Annotated in this window: 12 protein-coding genes; 8 read left to right on the top strand and 4 right to left on the bottom strand. The window is 65.4% G+C overall.

The features are described from left to right. Positions 1 to 71: 71 nt before the first annotated feature. Positions 72 to 1694 (bottom strand): alpha-glucosidase, encoded by a 1623-nt coding sequence (locus tag ASC94_RS09460; protein ID WP_056393672.1) that lies wholly within the window; start codon positions 1692 to 1694, stop codon positions 72 to 74. A gap of 250 nt (positions 1695 to 1944) precedes the next feature. Here ASC94_RS09460 and ASC94_RS09455 point away from each other — a divergent pair, with 250 nt between their 5' ends. The 7 genes from ASC94_RS09455 (at position 1945) to ASC94_RS09425 (ending at position 12555) form a co-directional block, all read left to right on the top strand. Beyond that, positions 1945 to 3570: an oligopeptide:H+ symporter gene (locus ASC94_RS09455; RefSeq protein WP_056393670.1), complete on the top strand. Its 1626-nt coding sequence runs from the start codon at positions 1945 to 1947 to the stop codon at positions 3568 to 3570. A gap of 246 nt (positions 3571 to 3816) precedes the next feature. After that, entirely contained in the window at positions 3817 to 4821 is a 1005-nt protein-coding gene (locus tag ASC94_RS09450) for an ABC transporter substrate-binding protein (RefSeq protein WP_157201366.1), read from the top strand. A 12-nt stretch (positions 4822 to 4833) separates the two neighbouring features. Next, on the top strand, positions 4834 to 5655 hold the full coding sequence (locus ASC94_RS09445) for an ABC transporter permease (RefSeq protein WP_056393667.1): 822 nt from the start codon (positions 4834 to 4836) through the stop codon (positions 5653 to 5655). 10 nt (positions 5656 to 5665) lie between these two features. Further along, on the top strand, positions 5666 to 6469 hold the full coding sequence (locus ASC94_RS09440) for an ABC transporter ATP-binding protein (RefSeq protein WP_056394968.1): 804 nt from the start codon (positions 5666 to 5668) through the stop codon (positions 6467 to 6469). 23 nt (positions 6470 to 6492) lie between these two features. After that, positions 6493 to 8388: an ATP-binding protein gene (locus tag ASC94_RS09435; RefSeq protein ID WP_056393666.1), complete on the top strand. Its 1896-nt coding sequence runs from the start codon at positions 6493 to 6495 to the stop codon at positions 8386 to 8388. After that, entirely contained in the window at positions 8357 to 9724 is a 1368-nt protein-coding gene (locus tag ASC94_RS09430; RefSeq protein WP_056393664.1) for a sigma-54 dependent transcriptional regulator, read from the top strand. The genes ASC94_RS09435 and ASC94_RS09430 overlap by 32 nt, the downstream gene beginning before the upstream one ends. A 107-nt stretch (positions 9725 to 9831) precedes the next feature. Then, positions 9832 to 12555, top strand: coding sequence for an alpha-1,6-glucosidase domain-containing protein (locus ASC94_RS09425; RefSeq protein ID WP_056393662.1), 2724 nt, complete (start codon positions 9832 to 9834; stop codon positions 12553 to 12555). Positions 12556 to 12696: 141 nt separating this feature from the next. On the opposite strand, the gene ASC94_RS09420 is transcribed toward ASC94_RS09425, so the two are convergent. The 3 genes from ASC94_RS09420 to ASC94_RS09410 all read right to left on the bottom strand — a co-directional run bounded on the left by ASC94_RS09420 (position 12697) and on the right by ASC94_RS09410 (position 17440). Then, positions 12697 to 14385 (bottom strand): alpha-amylase family glycosyl hydrolase, encoded by a 1689-nt coding sequence (locus tag ASC94_RS09420; protein WP_056393660.1) that lies wholly within the window; start codon positions 14383 to 14385, stop codon positions 12697 to 12699. Positions 14386 to 14408: 23 nt separating this feature from the next. After that, positions 14409 to 16040, bottom strand: a complete 1632-nt coding sequence (locus ASC94_RS09415) for an alpha-D-glucose phosphate-specific phosphoglucomutase (RefSeq protein WP_056393655.1) — start codon at positions 16038 to 16040, stop codon at positions 14409 to 14411. Positions 16041 to 16129: 89 nt separating this feature from the next. Further along, on the bottom strand, positions 16130 to 17440 hold the full coding sequence (locus ASC94_RS09410; RefSeq protein ID WP_056393653.1) for an MFS transporter: 1311 nt from the start codon (positions 17438 to 17440) through the stop codon (positions 16130 to 16132). A 186-nt stretch (positions 17441 to 17626) separates the two neighbouring features. Between ASC94_RS09410 and ASC94_RS09405 the strand changes: the two genes are divergently transcribed. Continuing rightward, positions 17627 to 20029, top strand: a complete 2403-nt coding sequence (locus ASC94_RS09405; protein ID WP_056393650.1) for a TIM-barrel domain-containing protein — start codon at positions 17627 to 17629, stop codon at positions 20027 to 20029. Positions 20030 to 20084 lie beyond the last annotated feature (55 nt).

The raw sequence follows: 20084 nt of genomic DNA, 5'->3' as shown, positions 1-20084 counted from the left end.
GATACCCTAAAACCTGCTTTCGTAGGGCGGGTCATTGACCCGCCGTGCAAGCGTTTCGACGGCGCCCGGCGTCAGGCGGCGTAGCCGAACCATGCCCCGTAGGCCGGCAGTTTCACCTGGCCGTCCGCGCTGGCTTCGCCCGGCAGCCCCGGTGTGCTGATGGTTTCCGCACCCGCCGCCTGCGGCAGCGCGACCGTCACCGGCTCCTTGCCCAGGTTGAACACGGCCAGCACGCTGCGCTCGCCCGCCAGGTCGCGGCGCAGCGCCAGCACCGGTTCGGGCGTATCGAAGAACACCACGTCGCCGCGCGTGAGTTGCGGCATGGTGCGGCGCCAGGCGACGATCTTGCGCGCAAACGCCAGCGGCGAGGCGGCATCGGCCTCCTGCACCGACGCGGCGCGCGCGATGTGCTTCTGGTCCACCGGCAGCCACGGCTTGCCGCTGGTGAAACCGCCGTTCGCGTCCTGGGTCCAGGCGATCGGTGTGCGGCAGCCGTCGCGGCCCTTGAACTCGGGCCAGAAGGTGATGCCGTACGGGTCCTGCAGCAGTTCGTAGGGCACGTCCGCCTCGGTGAAGGCCAGCTCGTCGCCCTGGTACAGGCAGGGCGTACCCTTCAGCGACAGCTGCATGGCCAGCACCAGCTTGGCCATGTCGGGCGAAGGATTGTCGCCGCCCCAGCGCGTCATCACGCGGATGGAATCGTGGTTCCCCACCGACCAGGAGGCCCAGCCGTCCTTTACGCGCGCGCCGAACTGCTCCACCTGCGAGCGGATATGCCTGGCCGAGCACACCGGCGTGAGCAGGTTGAAGCTGTAGGCCATGTGCAGCTTGTCGCCGCCTTCGGTGTACTCGGCCATCACGGCCAGCGAATCATCCGCGCCCACTTCGCCGATGGCGACGGCGCCGTATTCGTCCAGCAGCTTGCGCAGCTTCTGCAGGAAGGCCACGTTCTCGGGCTGGGTCTTGTCGTGGATGTGGGCCTGCATGCCGTAAGGGTTCACGTCGGTGACGGTGGAGGTGTCGCGCACCAGCGCCGGCGGATTGCTGCGCAGCTGGCGGTCGTGGAAGTGGAAATTGCAGGCGTCCATGCGCACGCCGTCCACGCCGCGCTCCAGCCAGAAGCGCAGCGCATCCAGGTGCGCCTGCTGCACTTCCGGGTTGTGGAAGTTCAGATCCGGCTGGCTGACCAGGAAGTTGTGCATGTAATACTGCTTGCGGCGCGAGTCCCATTGCCAGGACGAGCCGCCGAAGACCGACAGCCAGTTGTTCGGCGGACAGCCGTCCGGCGCCGGGTCGGACCAGACGTACCAGTCGGCTTTCGGGTTGTCGCGGCTCTGGCGGCTTTCGGCGAACCACGGGTGGTCCTCGGCCGTGTGCGACATCACCTGGTCGATCATGATCTTCAGGCCCAGGCTGTGGGCCTTGGCGATCAGGGCGTCGAAGTCGGCCAGGGTGCCGAACAGCGGATCGACGTCGCAGTAGTCGGAAATGTCGTAGCCGAAGTCCTTCATCGGCGACTTGAAGAACGGCGAGATCCAGACGATGTCCACGCCCAGCTGCGCAATGTAATCGAGCTTGGCGGTGATGCCGGGCAGGTCGCCCACGCCGTCGCCGTTGCTGTCGTTGAAGCTGCGCGGATAAACCTGGTAGATGATCGCTTCGCGCCACCAGTTCGGGGACAATTCTTTGCTCATGTCGGTATCCAAGGTTGATGTTTGTAGAGAATATACATCAACAATCGCCATATTTCAAATTTCCACGCGCCCAAGAAAAACCACAATTACCCTTATAAATCAAAATATTAGTGAAAAACCTGGCGCTCACTAAGGTAGTCAAACTACATGAAATCTTGATTTATTTGCGTGATTACAACTTGCATATACCAGTTGCCAAGCGCTGTGGGTTCGGCATAGCATCCGGCTCAGAGACCTTCAGGGAGAATCCATGTCACAAAACACAGCGCAGCAGGGCAACGGGCCACTGCCGCGGCAAATCCCATACATCATCGCCAACGAGGCTTGCGAACGCTTCAGCTTCTACGGCATGCGCAACATCCTCACGCCGTTCCTGATCAGCACCCTGCTGCTGTTCATCCCGCTGGCCGACCGCCCCAGCGAAGCGAAGCACGTGTTCCACACCTTCGTCATCGGCGTGTACTTCTTCCCCCTGCTGGGCGGCTGGCTGGCCGACCGCTTCTTCGGCAAGTACAACACGGTATTCTGGTTCAGCCTTATCTACTGCGCCGGCCATGCCTGCCTTGCCGTGTTTGAGAAGAACCTGGAAGGCTTCTATCTGGGCCTGGGCCTGATCGCCTTCGGCTCCGGCGGCATCAAGCCCCTGGTGGCCTCCTTCGTGGGCGACCAGTTCGACCAGACCAACAAGAACCGCGCCAAGGTGGTGTTCGACGCCTTCTACTGGAGCATCAACTTCGGCTCCTTCTTCGCCTCCCTGCTGATGCCCATCTTCCTGCGCGACTACGGCGGCGCCGTGGCCTTCGGCATCCCGGGCATCCTGATGTTCGTGGCCACCTTCGTGCTGTGGCTGGGCCGCAAAAAGTACGTGCACGTGCCGCCGGCCGCGCCGAATCCGAACTCCTTCATGAACGTGGCCAAGACCGCCCTGGTCAGCGCCGCACCGGGCCAATCCCGACCCGGCCTGACCATGGCCATGGTCGGCGTGATCGGCGCGCTCGGCTCGCTGGCCATGACGCCCAAGTGGGGCTTCGTCATTGCGGCCTGCACGGCGCTGGTACTGCTGCTGGCCTTCGGCGGCATCGGCACCTCGATGCAGCTGGAACGCGCACGCGGCAAGCATAGCGACGAAGGCGTGGACGGCGTGCGCGCCGTGCTGCGCATCTTCATCGTGTTCGCGCTGGTGACGCCGTTCTGGTCCCTGTTCGACCAGAAGGCTTCCACCTGGATCGTGCAGGCCAACGACATGACGCATCCCACCTACCAGCTGCTGGGCTGGAGCTTCAGCTTCGTGCCGGCGCAGATGCAGGCCCTGAACCCGCTGCTGGTGATGCTGCTGATCCCCTTCAACAACCTGGCGCTGCTGCCCATCCTGCGCAAGATGGGCATCGAGCCGACCGCACTGCGCCGCATGGGTGCGGGCATCTTCTTCTCCGCGCTGTCCTGGGTCGTCATCGGCACGCTGCAGGTGGTGATGGACGGCGGCACCGCCGTCTCGATGGCGTGGCAGATCCTGCCTTATGCGCTGCTGACCTTCGGCGAAGTGCTGGTGTCCGCCACCGGCCTGGAATTCGCGTACAGCCAGGCGCCCGCGTCGATGAAGGGCACCATCATGTCGCTGTGGTACCTGGCGGTCACGGTCGGCAACCTGTGGGTGCTGATCCTGAATTCCAGCGTGAAGAACGAAGCCGTGTCGGCCTACATCGCCAGCACCGGCTTCTCCGTGATGGCCTTCCAGATGTACTTCTTCGCCGCCTTTGCCGGACTGGCGGCGGCCATCTTCGCCTGGTATGCAACGCGCTACCGCATGGTGGACAACTACCGCCCCGAGCCTGAGCCGAACCTGTGCTACGGCACCCCGGCACCGAAGTCCGCTTAATGCCCGCAGCCCGCCCCGCGCGGGCTGTTTTCATTCACGCCCCCGCACCGCTAGCGGCATTGAAGTCATGCGGCGGAAATCCGCACAAAGCGCGCCGCGCATTCCGGTTTTTCGCCATGCCCGCCTGCGGCCTGGGCCTTGCGGCGGTGCACCAAACCAATCAAATCAAGCACTTGGCATTTTCTGTCCGCTTGGCATGCTTTCTGCTCACTAGCTCCTTACAACAAACCCGCTTAGGAGACGAGCATGAGCATCAGCATTCGCAAGAACATCCGCCGCATCACCCCCATCGCAATCGCCGCAGCATTCGCCGGCGCCGCTGGATTCAGCGGCGCGGCCAGCGCGCAGGAGGTGGTCCGCCTGGGCAACCTGAAATTCGCGCACTACGGCGCCGTGTCGTACATCAAGGAGATCGCACCCAAGTGCGGCATCAAGGTCGAAGAACACATCTTCGCCAAAGGCCCGGACGTGATGCAGGCCATCCTGGCAGGTGAGCTGGACGTGGGCGCAACCGCGTCCGAAGCGGCCATCCAGGGCCGCGCCAACGGCGCCCCGATCTACGTGGTGGCAGGCTTCGCCAAAGGCGGTGCGCGCCTGGTGGCGCGTCCGGACAGCGGCATCAAATCCATCAAGGACCTGAAGGGCAAAAAGGTCGGCGTGACGCGCGGCGGCATCCACGAGGTGCTGCTGGCGGCGGAACTGCAGCAGGCCGGCATTACCTTCTCCGACCAGCCGGGCAAGGACGTGCAGCTGATCTTCCTGGCCTTCGCGGACCTGAACCAGGCGCTGCTCGGCAAGAACCTGGACGCCATCATGCAATCGGAACCGCAATCGTCGCAGGCCATCAACAAGGGCTTCGGCGTGGAAGTGATGAAGCCCTACGACACCCCGATCGGCGAACCGGTGCGCACGCTGGTGATGAGCGAGAAGTTCTACAAGGAGCGCCGCGCCACCGCAGCCAAGTTCATGACCTGCTTCGTGCAGGCCACCAAGACCTTCATCGACAACAAGCCGACCGCCGAGAAGTATGTGCGCGAAGTGATCTTCAAGAACCAGATCACCGCCGACGACTTCCAGGACGCCATCAGCAATTCGCCCTACACCTATGACGTGACGGCGCAGCACATCCAGATCACCACGGACGTCATGGCCAAGACCGGCGTGGGCAAGATGCGCAAGGCGCCGGTGGCCAGCGAGTGGGTGAAGACCGACCTGCTGGACGAAGCGAAGAAAAGCCTGAACATCAAATAAGACGGGGACATCATGAAAAAACTGAACTGGCGGGAAATCGGCACGGGGCTGGTGGTGCCGGCCGTGGTCGTGCTGCTGTGGCAGGCCAGCGCCATGCTGGGCTGGGTCAATCCGCAAGTGCTGCCGTCGCCGCTGGCGGTGGTGCAGAAACTGGTCGAGTATTCGCTGCCGCTGACGGCCTACGATCCGGCCGCCTCGTCGTGGCTGTCGTGGGCGCTGTCGGGCGAACTGTGGATGGACACGCTGGGCAGCATGTACCGCGTGCTGGTGGGCTTCGCCATCGGCGCCGGCCTGGCGCTGCCGCTCGGGCTGATGATGGGCTCCAGCCAGCGCGCCTACAGCTGGTTCAACCCGCTGATGCAGCTGCTGCGCCCTATCCCGCCGATCGCCTACATTCCGCTGTCCATCCTGTGGTTCGGACTGGGCAACGCGCCGGCCGTGTTCCTGATCGCCATCGGCGCCTTCTTCCCGGTGCTGATGAACACCATCGCCGGCGTGCGCCAGGTGGACGGCATCTATATCCGCGCCGCGCGCAACCTCGGCGTGAACCAGCGCACCATGTTCGTACGCGTGATGCTGCCGGCGGCCGTGCCCTACATCCTGTCGGGCGTGCGGATCGGCATCGGCACCGCCTTCATCGTGGTGATCGTGTCCGAGATGATCGCCGTGAACAACGGCCTGGGCTTCCGCATCCTGGAGGCACGCGAGTACTTCTGGTCCGACAAAATCATCGCCGGCATGATCAGTATCGGCCTGCTGGGCCTCTTCATCGACATCGGCATGAACAAACTGAATAATCATTTGCTGCGCTGGCACCGTGGCCTGGAGAACTGAGATGAGCAAAATGGAAAAGAACTTCAGCCACATCGCCGTGCGCGGCGTGAACAAGGTGTTCAAGAGCAGCGACCGCGAAGTGGTGGCGCTCAAGGACATCAACCTGGAAATCCCGCAGGGCCAGTTCGTCTGCCTGCTGGGGCCGTCGGGCTGCGGCAAGTCCACGCTGCTCAATGCCATCGCCGGCTTCTCCCTGCCCTCCAGCGGCGAGATCACCGCCGACAGCCGGGTCGTGACCGGCCCCGGTCCCGAGCGCGGCATGGTGTTCCAGGAATATGCGCTGTTCCCCTGGATGACGGTGGAGAAGAACATCGCCTTCGGCCTGGAAATCAAAGGCATGTCCAAGGACCAGATCGACCAGACCGTATCGAAGCTGCTCAACATGCTGTCGCTGAGCGACTTCCGCCACCGCTTCCCGAAAGACCTGTCGGGCGGCATGCGCCAGCGCGTGGCGATCGCCCGCGTGCTCGCGCTGGACTCCCCCATCATGCTGATGGACGAACCGTTCGGCGCGCTGGACGCCCTCACCCGCCGCAACCTGCAGGACGAGCTGCTGCGCATCTGGGCCGAACTGAAAAAGACCATCATCTTCGTCACCCACAGCATCGAAGAAGCGATCTACCTGGCCGACCGCATCGTGGTGATGACCTACCGTCCCGGCACCGTCAAGCGCGACATCATGGTCGACCTGCCGCGCTTGCGCGACCCGTCCGCCGCCGAATTCAACGCCCTCAAGCGCGAACTCGGCATGCTGGTGATGGAAGAGCAGCAGCGCCACCACAACGACGAAATGCGCATGGCCGCCGTGGATTGAGGAGCGCGATGTAAAATCGCACCATGCGCGCAAAACTGTTCAGAGTACTGGCCCTGCTGGCCGCCGCCGGGGGTATCGCGGCGGCGGGCTGGGTGGGTACGCTGCGCGCGCAGGCGGATTTGATGGAGCAGGGCCGGCGCCAGCTGGAGCTGATGGCGCCGGATTTGCAGTCCGCCATGGAGAAGTACGAAACCCTGCCCTTCGTGCTGGGCTTCCAGCCGGACCTGATCCAAGCCCTGGCCCATCCCGAGGACGCGCCCACCATCGCGCGCCTGAACCAGTCGCTGCAGACCATCCAGCAGCAGGCCAAGGTCGGCGCCATCTACATGATGGACCGCACCGGCCTCACCCTCGGTGCCAGCAACTGGGACCAGCCGCTGGGATTCGTCGGCAAGAACTTCTCGTACCGCCCCTATTTCAACGAAGCGCTGCACGGCCGCGCGGGCCTGTTCTATGGCATCGGCACCAGCACCAGCGAGGCCGGCTACTTCATCGCGCAGCCGGTGTACCGCAACGGCACCGCCGGCGGGCCGGTGGCGGGCGTGGTGGTGGCCAAGATCAGCCTGGCCGATTTTGAACAGACCTGGCGCAGCAGCGAACACGCCATTGCGCTGGCGGACCGGCACGGGGTCATTTTCCTCAGCAACCAGCCGCAGTGGCGCTACCGCAGCCTGCAGCCGCTCGGCGCGGCCACCATGCAGGAACTGGCGCACACGCAGCAGTACATGGGCCAGAAGGTCACGCCGCTGTCCGAGCATCCGGGCCGCTTCGTGGCGCGGCCGGTGGGCCGCCTGGGCTGGCAGCTGATGCTGTTCCCGGCCCAGACGCGCGTGGCGCGGGCCGGCCTGCTATGGGCGCTGGCGGCTTTCCTGCTGCTGTCCTGCGCGGCCGCGTCCTGGTGGGCGCTGCATCAGCGCCGGCGCAGGCTGGAAGAACGCCACGAGTCGCGCCAGGCCTTGCAGCAGGCGGCGCGTGAGCTCGACAGCCGCATCGTGGAACGCACGCAGCAGCTACGCGAGACCAATCAGGACCTGGAGAACAAGTACGCGCGCCTGAAGGCGACCGAGCAGATGCTGCGCTCCACGCAGAATGAGCTGGTCCAGGCCGGCAAGCTGGCCATGCTGGGGCAGATGGCGGCGGGCGTGACGCACGAACTGAACCAGCCGCTGGCTGCCATCCGCGCCTTTGCCGACAACGCGCGCACTTTCCTGCAGCGCGGCCAGCCGGCGCAGGCCGAGGCCAACCTGGGCCACATCGGCGACGCCAGCGCGCGCATGGGCGCCATCATCGCGCAGCTGAAGGGCTTTGCGCGCAAGGACGAGTCGATCTGCCAGGTGGAGCTGGCGAAATCCGTGCGCGCCTCGGCCTTCATGATGGAGAGCGAGTTCCGCCGCCACGGCGTGGCGCTGGCCATCGATACAAGCCCGGATGCGGCGGCAGGCAGCCATGCGCCAGGTGGCGGTAGCGGGCCTGATGCCGGGCCGGATGCCGGGCCGGATGCCGGGCCGAATGCCGACGCGCATGCCGGCCCCCTGCTGGTCGCCGGCGACGCGGTGCGCATCGAGCAGGTGCTCATCAACCTGCTGCGCAATGCGCTCGACGCGGTGGAGGACGCGCCGCAGCGCGAGGTGGCCATCACCCTGGCGCGCGTGGACGGCCATGCCGAAGTGCGCATCAGCGACAGCGGCGGCGGCATCCCCGAGCAAGTGGCCGCGCATCTGTTCGAACCCTTTTACACCACCAAGCCGTCCGGCAAGGGCCTCGGGCTGGGCCTGGCCATTTCGTCGTCCATCGTGCAGGCGATGAACGGCCAGCTGACGGCGCACAATCTGCCATCCGGCGGCGCGCAATTCGTGCTGCGCTTGCCCCTGCAACTGGAAAGCACCGATGCAAGCAAACATGCAAGCCATCCTCATTGAAGACGAAGCCGCGCTGCGCCTGGCCACCGCACAGACGCTGGAACTGGGCGGCTTCACCGTGCAAGCCTGCGCCAGCGCCGAAGAGGCGCTGCCGCTGCTGCGCGCTGACTTCCCCGGCGTGATCGTCACCGATGTCCGGCTGCCCGGCCGCTCCGGCCTGGAACTGCTGGCGCAGGTGACCGCGCTGGACGCGGAGCTACCCGTCATCGTGGTTACCGGCCACGGCGACGTCACCATGGCGGTTGCCGCTATGCGCAGCGGTGCCTACGACTTCATCGAAAAGCCTTTCGCCTCCGAACGCCTGATGGACGCGGTGCGCCGCGCCCAGGAGCGCCGCACGCTGGTGCTGGAAAACCGCGAGCTGCGCGCCGCGCGCGCCCTGCACCCGGATACGCCGGACCTGATCGGCCGCTCGCCAGCCATCGAGCATTTGAAGCTCCTGGTGCGCAACGTGGGGCCGGCCGGCGTGGACATCCTGATCAACGGCCAGACCGGCACCGGCAAGGAGGTGATGGCGCGCCTGCTGCACGCGGCCAGCGGCCGCAAGGGCAACTTCGTCGCCATCAATTGCGGCGCGCTGCCGGAGTCCGTGTTCGAGAGCGAAATCTTCGGCCACGAAGCCGGTGCCTTCACGGGCGCCCAGAAGCGCCGCATCGGCAAGCTGGAATACGCCAACGGCGGCACCGTCTTCCTCGATGAGATCGAGAGCATGCCGATGGCCTTGCAGGTGAAGCTGCTGCGCGTGCTGCAGGAACGCCGCCTGGAGCGGCTTGGCGCCAACGAAGGCGTGGCGCTCGATTGCCGCGTGGTGGCAGCCAGCAAGGCGGACCTGCTGCAACTGAGCGCGCAGGGCCTGTTCCGCGAGGACCTGTACTACCGCATCGGTGTGGTGACCATCGATCTGCCGCGCCTGCGCGAGCGCCGCGAGGACATCCCGCTGCTGCTGGCCCACTTCGTCCAGGAGGCGGCCTTGCGCTACCAGCGCCCGCTGCCGCAATGGAGCGCGCAGGACATGGCCGCCTGGCAGGCGGCCGACTGGCCCGGCAACGTGCGCGAACTGCGCAACTTCGCCGAGCGCCTGACACTGGGCCTGGCTCCTTCGATACCGCCCGCCGCCAGCGGCCCCGCTTTCCCTGCTGCCGCCGTGGACGACGCTGCCACAGGCGCGTCCACCTCCCTGCCCCAGCAAGTCGACAACTTCGAACGCGACCTGATCGCGCAGGCCCTGGCCGCCGCCGACGGCAACGTCGCCCTCGCCGCCGACAACCTCAGCGTCCCGCGCAAGACCTTGTACGACAAGCTCAAGAAGTACCACATCAGCACCGGCAAGAAGTAGGCTCCTGACGGAATTCGTAGTAAAGCTACAGCAATTGGATTACCATATCGGTCAAATCCAAGCTGCAATTGCCAAATTTGTAGCTCAACTACTTCGGAGACACTGCTATGGCTGGGAAGACAGGAGCGCGATTGGCGCTGGGCGCGGCGCTGGTAATGGCGGCGTTCGGGGCGCAGGCGGCAGTGCAGTTGAGCGCATGCGATGCCCCGTTCGAGACCGTGCTGCAGCAGTCCGGCACCTTCGACGCGCGCGCAGTGTGGCTGACCCGCCAGCTGGTCAAGTGGCCAGCCGCAGACGGCGGCGGCGCCTTCAAGCTCTATCACTCGGCCACCGGCAGGATCGCTGCCAGCGCCGGCGCCGCCGTATCCGGCGCCGACGGCGCGCTGGCGATGGGCATCCACACCGGGACCATTCCGCCTGCCGCGGCGCAGCGCTTCAAATACGTGGGCAGCGGCGCGGTGCTGGCCTTGGCGCAGGCCGACCAGGCCAAGCTCCCCGCGCTGCTCAAGCAGCAGCTGGTACTGGTACAGGAAAACGCCGACGGCACCGTGCGTGACGCCACCACCCTGCAGATCGCCGGCGCGCTGGACGACATCTACGCGGCGGCCGGAAAGGCTGCGGACCTGGGCGCCACCGTCGCCAGGGGCCGCACCGGCTTCAAACTGTGGGCGCCGACCGCGCAGCAAGTCTCCGTCTGCACCTACGACAACGGCCACGGCAAAGCCACCGCTGTCGACAGCATGCGCTTCGACGCAGCCACCGGCATCTGGTCCGCCGCGCGCCGCAGCGACCTGTCCGGCAAATACTACAAGTACGTGGTGGACGTGGTGGCGCCAGGCACAGGCCTGGTGCGCAACCTCGTCACCGACCCATATTCGATCAGCCTGACCACCGATTCCCTGCGCAGCTACATCGCGGACCTGGATTCGGCAAAACTGAAGCCTGCAGGCTGGGACAAGGCGCCGGTGCCGAACAAGGTCGCTGCACAAACCGACATGTCGGTGTACGAACTGCACGTGCGCGACTTCTCGATCAACGACAGCACCGTCAGCGCCGCCAACCGCGGCAAGTACACCGCCTTCACCGAGAGCGGCTCGAACGGCATGCAGCACCTGGCCGCACTGAGCCGGGCGGGCATGACCGACATCCACCTGCTGCCGGTGTACGACATCGGCTCGGTGCCGGAAAAGGGCTGCGTGGCACCGCAGCCGGCCGGCGCCCCGGACAGCGGCAGCCAGCAGGCGCTGGTGGCTGCTACCTTCATCAAGGACTGCTACAACTGGGGCTACGACCCTTACCACTACAGCGCGCCGGAAGGCAGCTACGCCACCGACCCGGCAGACGGCGCGCGCCGCATCATTGAATTCCGCCAGATGGTGATGGCGCTGCACAAGGCCAATCTGCGCGTGGGCATGGACGTGGTCTATAACCATACCTACCGCGCCGGCCAGGATGAAAAGTCCGTGCTGGACCGCGTGGTGCCGGGCTACTATCACCGCTTGAACGCCAAGGGCGTAATCGAGCGTTCGACCTGCTGCGACAACACGGCCACCGAGAACATGATGATGGCCAAGCTGATGATCGACTCGGCAGAGCTGTGGACGCGCCACTACAAGATCGACTCCTTCCGTTTCGACCTGATGGGCCACCAGCCGCGCGCGGCCATGGAGGCGCTGCAGGCACGCGTGGACAAGGCCGCCGGCCGGCCGGTGAACCTGATCGGCGAGGGCTGGAACTTCGGTGAAGTGGAGAACGGAACGCGCTTCGTGCAGGCTTCGCAGCTGTCGCTGAACGGCAGCGGCATCGGCACCTTCAGCGACCGTGGCCGCGACGCGGTACGCGGCGGCGGCGCCGGTGACTCGGGCGAGAAGATGTTCAGCATGCAGGGCTATATCAACGGCCTGGTCTATGATCCGAATGCGCACGCGGGCCAACGTCCGAAGGAAGACCTGCTGCGCACGACGGACCTGGTGCGCGTGGGCCTGGCCGGCGGCGTGCGCACGGTCAGGATGAAGACCTGGCAGGACACGGAGGTGGCGCTGCAGGACATCGACTACAGCGGCCAGCCTGCGGGCTATGCGAGCGAGCCGGGCGAAGTGGTGAACTACGTCGAGAATCACGACAACCAGACCATGTACGACCTGAACGCCTTCCGCCTGCCGCTGGCCACCAGCAGCGCCGAGCGCGCGCGGGTGCAGATGCTGGGCGCGGCGATCAATGCCTTCAGCCAGGGCGTGGCGTACTACCACGCGGGGTTCGATATCCTGCGCTCCAAGTCGCTGGACCGGAACAGCTTCGAGTCGGGCGACTGGTTTAACCGGCTGGACTGGTCGTACCAGGACAATTACTACGGTGTGGGCCTGCCGCCCGAAGCGGACAACGGCAAGGATTACGCGCTGATGAAGCCATTGCTGGCCAACGCGGCGATCAAGCCGGCGCCGGCCGACATTGCGTTTGCGCGCGACGCGTTCCGGGATCTGCTGAAGATCCGGGCCAGCAGCACCTTGTTCCGCATGCGCACGGCGGCGGACATCCGGCAGCGGCTGCATTTTCTGAATACGGGATCGGCGCAGGTGCCGACCGTGGTGGCGGCACGCCTGGATGGCGCGGGCTACGCGGGGGCGGGGTTCGGGACGGTGACGTATCTGATCAATGTGGACAAGGTTGAGCAGAGTATTGTGGCGGAGGAGGAGAAGGGGAAACGCTACCGCCTGCATCCGGTGCACACCGCCAGCGGCGCGGCGGACCAGCGCGCGCTGGCGGCGCGTTACGACAGCGCGACCGGACGATTCACCATTCCGGCGCGCACGGCGGTGGTGTTTGTCGAGTAGGCGGCGGGCAAGCACGGCGGGTTACGCGGGCTGCGCCCGCTAACCCGCCCTACGAAACCCGGGGCACGGCACGTCGTGCACGGTGAAACCGGGCACGTCACGTAGGGCGGGTTAGCGTAGCGTAACCCGCCGCAGCAAGCATCACCGCCCGGCAGCCCCCAGCAGCACCACGCCGCCCTTCACCGGCAACGTCACTTCGCCGCCCTTCACCACCGCGCTGGCGCCGGAGTAGTAGTCCTTCACCTTCTGCCCGTCCGCGAAAACGCCGCCCACCTTGATGACGCTGCGCGCTGCCGCCGGCACGTCGAGTGCCACCACCACCTTGTCGCTCACGCCATCCTTCTCATAGATGCGCTTGAAAGTGTACGGCTGGTCCGCAATCTTCTCATGCACACCCGCCCCAACCGCCACGTGCGCATGCCGGAACTGCCCCAGCTTCGCCCAATGCGCGCGCACGTCCGCCACCTTGTAGCCGTCGCGCGCGGCATTCTTCGCCAGGTCATCCCAGTTCATATACGTGCGCAGCTTGGCGTCCCCTTGCGCGCCGGGCGCATCGAGCACGCGCGCGGTCTCGTCGCCGTAATAGATCTGCGCGGCGCCCGGCGCCAGCAGCAGCTTGGTGGCCGTCTCGAACGGCTTCTTGCGTGCCGGATCAAAGGGATTGCCATCGTCGTGCGAAGCCGTGTAATTCACCACCGAATACCCCTTCAGCGGCCCTTGCAGCGACGCCGAATACTTGCTGAACAAGGTCTCGTAATCCTGCTTCGCGTCCCACACCAGGCCGAAGTTGATCATGCCGTCGAAGCCGTTGTCATAGAAGTCCACCATTGCCCCGCCGCCCATGTCGAACTGCCTGCCGTGGGCGATATTGTAGTTGTACACCTCGGCCAGCATATAGAACTTGCCGTCGCCCAGCGCCTTGCCCGGATGCGCGCGCTTCCAGTCCTCATGCGCGGCGCTGGCCACCGTGCGCAGCTCCTTCCAGATACCTGGCTCGGTGTGCTTCACGGTGTCGGCGCGGAAGCCGTCCACGCCGAACTTGCGCACCCAGTCCGCATGCCATTTCATCAGGTAGTAGCGCGGCGCACGCGGATAGCCGGTGCGGGCGAAGAACGCGTTCAGCTCCTTCACTTCGCGCTCGTAGCGCCCCTCCTGCTTCCACTTCTGCACCAGCGCGTCCGGCAGCGCCACGCTGGCATTGCTGTCGGTGAGCACGTCCGGCAAGCCTTTCACCAGCGTGCAATCGACGGTGGTCGCCACGTCCTTGTAGGTGCAGACGGGGCCGAGCCGCACCCAGTCCAGTGGCCACGCCGGCTCGTCGGCCGTGAACGGGGCGGTGTGGTTCATCACCACGTCCAGCAGCACGCGGATGCCGCGCGCGTGGGCGGCTTCCACGAAGTCCCTGAAGTCTTGTTCGGTGCCCAGGTTGGCGTCCACCGCAGTGAAGTCCTTCGCCCAGTAGCCGTGGAAGCCGTAGGACTTGCCGGTGCCTTCGTCGGTGGAGCCGTGCAGCTGCTCGACCGGCGGCGTGAGCCACAGCACGTCCACGCCCAGGCTGTCGAAATAGCCGGCCTTCAGTTTGGCCGTCACGCCTTTCAGGTCGCCGCCCATGTAGCCGCGCTGCGGCGCCGCGTCGGCCTTGCGGCCGTAAGAAAAGTCGTTGCCGCGGTCTGCGTTGTTGAACCGGTCCGTCAGCAGGAAGTAGACGGTGGCGTTCTCCCACAGGAATGGCTTGGGCGCTGGTGCCGCCGGTGCTGCTGGTTGCGCCGCCTGTGCGTTCATGCTGCCCGCGAGCAGCGCCAAAGACAAAGCAATGGGAGATAGTTTCATGCAGTTCGGTCCTGTGGTTGTGGTTATGTGATCACGGTCGGGGTGGCCCTTCCCGTGTGCATGGCGATGCTGGCCACGCTTTCGGCGGCGGCGATCAGGCTAGCCAGCGCTTGCTGCGTGGGGCGGTGGTGCTGGGTTGGATCGGATTCAAACAACTCCAGGTAGACGCGCAAGGTGGCGCCCTCGGTGCCGGTGCCGGACAGGCGGTAGACGATGCGCGAGCCGTCTTTCATGACGATGCGTACGCCCTGCTGCTGCACGGCGGAGCCGTCCACCGGATCGGTGTAGGCAAAGTCGTCCGCGAAATCGACGGTGTGGCCGTTGAGTACCGTGCCCGCCAGGCTGGGTAGCTTGATGCGCAGGTCGGCCATCAGCAGGCGCGCGGCCTCGGTTTCGATGGCTTCGTAGTCGTGCCGCGAGTAGTAGTGGCGGCCGAAGCGGGCCCAGTGTTCGGTGACGATCTGCTCCACGCCCTTGCCGCTGGCGGCCAGCAGGTTGAGCCAGAACAGCACGGCCCATACGCCGTCCTTCTCGCGGATATGGTCCGAGCCGGTGCCGTAGCTCTCTTCGCCGCACAGCGTGGCCATGCCGGCGTCCAGCAGCGTGCCGAAGAACTTCCAGCCGGTCGGCGTTTCGTAGCAGGGGATGCCCAGTGCCTCGGCCACGCGGTCCGCCGCGCGCGAGGTGGGCATGGAGCGCGCGATGCCTTTCAGCCCGCCGCGATAACCCGGCGCTACGGCGGCGTTGGCGGCCAGTACCGCCAGGCTGTCGGACGGGGTAACGTCGAACTTGCGGCCGACGATCATGTTGCGGTCGCCGTCACCGTCCGAGGCGGCGCCGAAATCCGGCGCGTCCGGGCCGGCCATCAGGGCGATCAGCTCGGCGGCGCTGACCGGGTTCGGGTCCGGATGGTGGCCGCCGAAATCCTCCAGCGGCACGCCATTGATCACGGTGCCGGCCGGCGCGCCCAGCATGCCTTCGATGATGGCTTTGGCGTAGGGACCGGAGACGGCGCTCATGCCGTCGAAGCGCATGGTGAAGCCGCCAGCGAACAGCGCCCGGATGGCGTCGAAATCGAACAGGCGCCCCATCAGTTCCGCGTAGTCGGCCACGGAGTCGATGACTTCCACCCGCGTCTGCTCGATCTGCGAGATGCCGATGGTGTCGATGTCGATATCGGCAGCGTCGCTGATGCGGTACTGGGTGATGGTTTCCGTGTGGTGGAACACTGCGTCGGTCACGCTTTCCGGCGCGGGGCCGCCGGCGGCGATGTTGTACTTGACGCCGAAGTCGCCATCGGGCCCGCCGGGATTATGGCTGGCCGACAGGATGATGCCGCCCGAAGCCTGGCGCTTGCGGATCACGCAGCTCACGGCTGGCGTGGACAGGATGCCGCCCTGCCCCACCAGCACTTGCGCGTAGCCGTGTGCGGCGGCCATGCGCAGGATGGTCTGGATGGCGGCGCGGTTGTGGTAGCGGCCATCGCCTCCCAGCACCAGCGTCTTGCCGGCGCAATCGCCCAGCGTATAGAACAGGCCCTGGATGAAGTTTTCGAGATAGTGCGGCTGGCTGAAGGTGTGGACCTTCTTGCGCAGGCCGGAAGTGCCCGGCCGCTGGCCGGGGATGGGATGCGTAGTGACTACCTGGATTGCCATGATTGCTCCTGCCGTATTGATAACAGCATCTACCTTACGGCAGAACAGCGGCGCATGGCGCAGCAATGCGCCGCTGGCCCGGACCCGGCTTATTCGGCCTTGTCGCGCACCAGCATCGTCAGCACGCCGCCTATCATCATGCAGACGCCGCCGACCACCAGCGCCTGGACTGGACGGCCGCCGAATACCTGCATGACCAGCGGGCCAAGCACCAGGCCGGCCACGATTTGCGGAATGACGACGAAGAAGTTGAACAGGCCCATGTAGTAGCCCATGCGCTTGGCAGGCAAGGCGCCGGCCAGGATCGCGTACGGCATGGTCAGCACGCTGGCCCATGCAATGCCAACGCCGACCATCGGCACCAGCATCATCAGCTTGCTGCTGATGAAGTACATCGAGATCAGGCTGGCGCCGCCGATCAGCAGGCACACCATGTGCACTGCGGTGCGGCTGGCGTAGCGCGCCAGGACGGGCAGGCCAAACGCAGCCAATGCCGACACGCCGCCGTACGTCGCGAACATGATGCCGACCCAGTTGCCGCCCGCCTGGAAGGCGGCCGATTGCGCGTCGCTGGTGTGGAAAACATTGTCGGCCACGGCCGGGGTGGAATACACCCACATGGCGTACAGCGCAACCCAGGTGAAGAACTGGACGAAGGCCAGCTGTACCATGGTCTTCGGCATGCGCGCGAAGCCGCCCAGGATTTCCCCCAGCGCCTTGACGGTGCCGCGCTTGCGCTCCTGCTCGAATGCGGCCATGTCTTCCGGCGGCGCTTCGGTGGTGGTGAACACGGTCCACATCACGGCGATCGCGTAGGCCGCGCCGCCCACGTAGTAGGAGTAGCGCACGGTGTCCGGAATGGCGCCGTTGACCGGCACGTTGCTGACGCCGAGGTAGTCGGTGAAAATGGTCGGCAGCAGCGATGCCACCACGCCGCCGCAGCCGATGAAGAATGTCTGCATCGCGAAACCGGCAATCTGCTGCGAGTTGGACAGCTTGTCGCCGACAAAGGCGCGGAACGGCTCCATGGACACGTTGATCGATACGTCCATCAGCCACAGCACGATCACCGCAGCCCACAGCACGGTGGAATTGGGCATCAGGAACAGCGCAATGGCGGCCAGGATGGCGCCGACAAAGAAGAAGGGCCGGCGGCGGCCCCAGTATGGGTGCCAGGTATTGTCGCTGAGGTAGCCGATCAGCGGCTGCACCAGCAGGCCGGTGACGGGCGCTGCCAGCCACAGGACGGACAGCTGGTCCATTTCCGCGCCCAGGGTGGAAAAGATGCGGCTGGTGTTGGTGTTCTGCAGCGCGAAGCCGAACTGGATGCCGAAAAAGCCGAAGCTCATGTTCCAGAGCTGCCAGAAGCTCAGCCTGGGCTTGATGGATGGTGATTGCATACCTGCCTGTCCCCGATTTTTGTGGTCCTGGCTGGATGCCGGACAAAATGTGTAAGCCTACTTTGTAGTAAAGTAACACGCTGATAATGCCGTGTCAATCCAAAGCACTCATAGTAGAATTAGCGGGTTAGCCTGCTTCCGCCCCGCCAGAGACACCCGTTTTGTAGTCAAATAACAGAAAACGACATGACCACATCTACCCTGAGCAAGATCGCCCTCCTGCTGCTGGCCAGCCCGCTTGCGCTGGCCCAGAACGCCGACCGCACACTGCACGGCGCCACCCTGAACGGCAACCAGCTGGAGCTTACTACCAGCGATGGCAAATACTTCATCAAACCGTACTCGCCGCGTATCGTTGAAACCACGTTCGTGCCGCAGGGCGAGGCCGTCGTGCCGGCGTCGCACGCGGTGGTGCTGGCGCCGGGCAAGGACAGCGCCACCCTGAAGGATGCGGACGGCAAGCTGGAATACGCGGTGGCCGGCGGCATCAGCGTCACGGTGACCAAGTCGCCGTTCCGCATCGCCTACGCCTACAAGGGCAAGCCGCTGGTGATGGAAAAGCGCGGCTACAGCAAAAAGGACGGCGCCGAGGTGATCGACTTCGAGCTGGACAAGGACGAGGCGCTATACGGCGCCGGCGCACGCGCGGTGGGCATGAACCGGCGCGGCAACCGCTTCACCTTGTACAACAAGGCGCACTACGGCTACGACGACCGCTCGGAACTGCTGAACTTCACGCTGCCGGTGGCCATGTCGTCCAGGATGTACGCGCTCCATTTCGACAACGCGGCCATTGGCCACCTGGACTTCGACAGCAAAAAGGACAATACGCTGGCGTATGAAACCATCGGCGGCCGCAAGACCTACCAGTTGATCGCGGGCGACAGCTGGGAGGACGTGGTGGGCAGCTACACCAGCCTGACCGGCCGCCAGCCGCTGCCGCCGCGCTGGGCCTTCGGCAATTTCGCCAGCCGCTTCGGCTACCACACGGAGCAGGAGGCGCGCGCGGTGGTGAAGAAGTTCGCCGACGAGAAGATCCCGCTGGACGCCATCGTGTTCGACCTGTACTGGTTCGGCAAGGACATCAAGGGCACCATGGGCAACCTGGCCTTCGACAAGGACAACTTCCCAACGCCGAAGAAGATGGTATCGGACTTCGCCGCGCAGGGCGTGAAGACGGTACTGATCACCGAGCCGTTCGTGCTGACCTCCTCCAGCAAATGGCAGGACGCGGTGGACAGCAAGGCGCTGGCCACCGATGCCGCCGGCACCCCGGCGCGCTACGACTTCTACTTCGGGAACACGGGCCTGATCGACATCTACAGCAAGACCGGCAAGGACTGGTTCTGGAACATCTACAGAGGCTTGCGCCAGGATTACGGCGTGGCCGGCTGGTGGGGCGACCTGGGCGAACCGGAAGTGCATCCGTCCACCGTGCGCCATGGCACCGGCACGGCGGACCAGGTGCACAACACCTATGGCCACGACTGGGCGCGCCTGATCGCCGAGGGCTACCAGAAGGACTTCCCGGATGAGCGGCCCTTCATCCTGATGCGCGCCGGCTATTCCGGTTCGCAGCGTTTCGGCCTGATTCCCTGGTCGGGCGACGTGAACCGCAGCTGGGGCGGATTGAAGGCGCAGCCGGAGATCGCGGTGCAGATGGGCATGCAGGGCCTGGGCTATATGCACTCGGACCTGGGCGGCTTCGCCAACCCTTACCTGGACGACGAGCTGTATACGCGCTGGCTGCAGTACGGCGTGTTCCAGCCGGTGTTCCGCCCGCACGCGCAGCAGGAAGTCCCCTCCGAGCCGGTGTTCCGCGAGGAGGCCACCAAGGCGCTGGCGCGCGAGGCCGTCCGCCTGCGCTACAGCATGCTGCCGTATAACTACACGCTGGGCTTCGACAACAGCCAGGAGGGCCTGCCGCTGATGCGGCCGATGCTGTATGAAGAGCCGCAGAACGAGAATGTGCGTAACCTGGTGTCGTCCTATCTGTGGGGGCACGCGTTCGTGGTGGCGCCGATTACCGAGCCGGGGGCGCGCCGCAAGGAAGTCTACCTGCCGGCCACCAGCCCGGCGTGGTTCGACTTTCACAGCGGCCGCCGTTACGCGGGCGGGATCACGGCCGTGGTGCCGGTAGCGCTGGACCACATTCCGGTGTTCGTGCGCGCGGGTTCTTTCATTCCGATGGTGGCGCCGGTGCAGAGCACCCGCGACTACAGCACGCGCAAGCTGGAACTGCACTATTACCACGACGCGGCGGTCTTGTCGGGCAGCGGCAAGCTGTATGACGATGATGGCGCTACGCCGGACGCTTATGCCAAGGGCAAGTATGAGATCGTGCGCTTTGCCAGCGCGGCGAATGAGAAGCAGCTGGTCATCACGCTGGCGTCGGAAGTGGGCAAGCAGTACCAGCGTCCGGAACGCAGTGTGGCGCTGACGGTGCACAATGTGGCTGCAAAGCCGGCCGGCGTCACGCTGGAGGGCAAGCCGGCCAAATTTGGCTGGGATGGCAAGCGGCAGGTGCTGACAGTGCAACTGCCAGCGACGGCGCGCGCGGCGAGTACCGTTGCGATTTCCTTGCGCTAGGCGGCGCGGCGGTTCGGCGGTTCGGCGGTTCGGCGGTTCGGCGGTTCGGCGGTTC

It is taken from the genome of Massilia sp. Root418, assembly GCF_001425265.1.
Lineage (GTDB): Bacteria > Pseudomonadota > Gammaproteobacteria > Burkholderiales > Burkholderiaceae_D > Rugamonas.
The sequence above is the reverse complement of the archived record's forward strand: the minus strand, read 5'-3'. Positions and strand labels throughout refer to the sequence as shown.

Bases quoted from the DNA above. Each gene is read 5' to 3' on its own strand.
- ASC94_RS09460 (WP_056393672.1), bottom strand. From the start codon at position 1,694: ATGAGCAAAGAATTGTCCCCGAACTGGTGGCGCGAAGCGATCATCTAC.
- ASC94_RS09455 (WP_056393670.1), top strand. From the start codon at position 1,945: ATGTCACAAAACACAGCGCAGCAGGGCAACGGGCCACTGCCGCGGCAA.
- ASC94_RS09450 (WP_157201366.1), top strand. From the start codon at position 3,817: ATGAGCATCAGCATTCGCAAGAACATCCGCCGCATCACCCCCATCGCA.
- ASC94_RS09445 (WP_056393667.1), top strand. From the start codon at position 4,834: ATGAAAAAACTGAACTGGCGGGAAATCGGCACGGGGCTGGTGGTGCCG.
- ASC94_RS09440 (WP_056394968.1), top strand. From the start codon at position 5,666: ATGGAAAAGAACTTCAGCCACATCGCCGTGCGCGGCGTGAACAAGGTG.
- ASC94_RS09435 (WP_056393666.1), top strand. From the start codon at position 6,493: ATGCGCGCAAAACTGTTCAGAGTACTGGCCCTGCTGGCCGCCGCCGGG.
- ASC94_RS09430 (WP_056393664.1), top strand. From the start codon at position 8,357: ATGCAAGCAAACATGCAAGCCATCCTCATTGAAGACGAAGCCGCGCTG.
- ASC94_RS09425 (WP_056393662.1), top strand. From the start codon at position 9,832: ATGGCTGGGAAGACAGGAGCGCGATTGGCGCTGGGCGCGGCGCTGGTA.
- ASC94_RS09420 (WP_056393660.1), bottom strand. From the start codon at position 14,385: ATGAAACTATCTCCCATTGCTTTGTCTTTGGCGCTGCTCGCGGGCAGC.
- ASC94_RS09415 (WP_056393655.1), bottom strand. From the start codon at position 16,040: ATGGCAATCCAGGTAGTCACTACGCATCCCATCCCCGGCCAGCGGCCG.
- ASC94_RS09410 (WP_056393653.1), bottom strand. From the start codon at position 17,440: ATGCAATCACCATCCATCAAGCCCAGGCTGAGCTTCTGGCAGCTCTGG.
- ASC94_RS09405 (WP_056393650.1), top strand. From the start codon at position 17,627: ATGACCACATCTACCCTGAGCAAGATCGCCCTCCTGCTGCTGGCCAGC.